This window comes from Mycobacterium sp. TH-M15, from assembly GCF_057473705.1.
On record NZ_JBYCLB010000285.1, the window covers coordinates 1 to 1,570 of the forward strand.

General features: G+C 67.6%; 3 protein-coding genes and 2 tRNA genes. All 5 read right to left on the reverse strand.

The features are described from left to right. The coding region (locus AC2VNT_RS06650) for an LppP/LprE family lipoprotein (RefSeq protein WP_486946100.1) at positions 1–328 on the reverse strand (328 nt) is incomplete at its 3' end. Between the two features lie 16 nt (positions 329–344). Beyond that, a complete protein-coding gene (locus AC2VNT_RS06655; protein ID WP_486946101.1) occupies positions 345–647 on the reverse strand; it encodes a hypothetical protein in 303 nt (100 codons plus the stop codon). A 228-nt stretch (positions 648–875) separates the two neighbouring features. Continuing rightward, on the reverse strand, positions 876–1,223 hold the full coding sequence (locus AC2VNT_RS06660) for a DUF732 domain-containing protein (RefSeq protein WP_486946102.1): 348 nt from the start codon (positions 1,221–1,223) through the stop codon (positions 876–878). A gap of 177 nt (positions 1,224–1,400) precedes the next feature. Further along, positions 1,401–1,475, reverse strand: a tRNA-Val gene (locus AC2VNT_RS06665). 17 nt (positions 1,476–1,492) lie between these two features. Continuing rightward, positions 1,493–1,563: transfer RNA gene (locus AC2VNT_RS06670), tRNA-Cys, on the reverse strand. Positions 1,564–1,570 lie beyond the last annotated feature (7 nt).

Genomic DNA, 1,570 nt, shown 5'->3' on the forward strand with positions numbered 1-1,570 from the left:
GCCCGTAGGCGTGCGACGTAGCGGTTCCGACGTACTCGCCGTCGTGGAACATCAGCGCGGCGACCGGTGAGCTGCCGGTGGCGTGCGTGACGGTGACCAGCGCAACCGACAGCGTGGCGCACGGATCGAAGTTGCCCTTGAACGTTGCCGGATCGCTGTCCCAGGACCACGCGGTACCGGTGTAGTGGGGAAGGTGTTTGACCGCGACGATCACCGCCGGCGCCGCCAAATCCACCCCACAGTTCGGTGTTGCCGCCGCCGGTCCGCCGACAACGCCGAGCATCGACCCCGCTGCCGCGCAGGCAGCGGGGAACGTCAGGAGCCGCATCCGAAATCCGGCGGCCTCAGGATGCGACCGACGGCCCATCGTCGTCTGTGTCGTCCGACGGCGGATCTCGATCGGCCCGCTCGGCAACCGGTTCGACGCTGATGTTGAGCAGCTGGCACAGCCCGTCGATGTAACCGTCGATGGACATGGCCCGCTGCAACGCGTTGACCGCGTCACGCACGGTCGCGTTCGGGTTCGGGAACCAGTCTCGGATGGCGGTGGCAACCTGGTTGACCTGACAGGTGATCGGCGTGGTGTGCCGGGCGATAACCCGGGGGTTAACGTCGAGGATCTTTACCCACCGGGCTCTCGCGGGCATGGGCACATCCTGCCACATGCCGCGGTGACGTGGCCGTTCGGTTCCGGCGCCGGGCTTCGGCCAGCTGCCAGCTCCGGAGACCAGAGGTTGGATCCGTCGGCGAAGCTGTTCGCCGCCCAGCCCCAGGCTTGCGCTGATTTGGTCGGTAAATCGGCCGTCCAAACCCTCAGGGGATCCCCGCCGGGCGAGCCGACCACCCGATTCGGTACGTGTGATGGTAGTGCCGCGTCAGGGCGTCGACCCGAGGGTGTCCGGGCAGAGGTTGTGCTGCGCCGCATCAATCACGAGCGGCACCGGCACCGCGGCACCGAACGAGTCGTTCTGGATTATCTGGTCGGGCGTGATGCCCGCGCGCAGCTGCATGCACACGTGCAGGCCATGGTTGGTGACTCCGGCCGGTGTGATGAACGGCCAGACGTCGACGTTGACACCCGCGTCCCGCAGCGCCTGCAGGTAGCTGTCGGCGTCCGCGCGCGACGGCGCCGCTGTGACGGTCGTCAGCGCCGCGACCGCGGTGAAGGCGGTGAGTACCCGATACATGGCTGTGGTTCCCTCCGTGCGGCCAGCGGCGTGCACCGCCGGCGTGATGCCGCGAGGGTAGAGCAGCACACCGACATACGGTGCAGGGGTCGCGGCACGGGTGAGGTCGGGCCTTTCGGCGACCGCCGCACAGCCAAGCGTCCGCGCGGTCTGCCGGGCGGAGTTGGATGGGCACGGGCCATAGTTTATTGACCTGTTTCCGCAGGTCAATCTTGGTGCGCGGTACTGGGATTGAACCAGCGACCTCTTCCGTGTCAGGGAAGCGCTCTCCCGCTGAGCTAACCGCGCCTCGCGTCATTGAACGGAGGTGGAGACGGGAATCGAACCCGTGTGCACGGCTTTGCAGGCCGTTGCCTCACCACTCGGCCACTCCACCGCGGGGG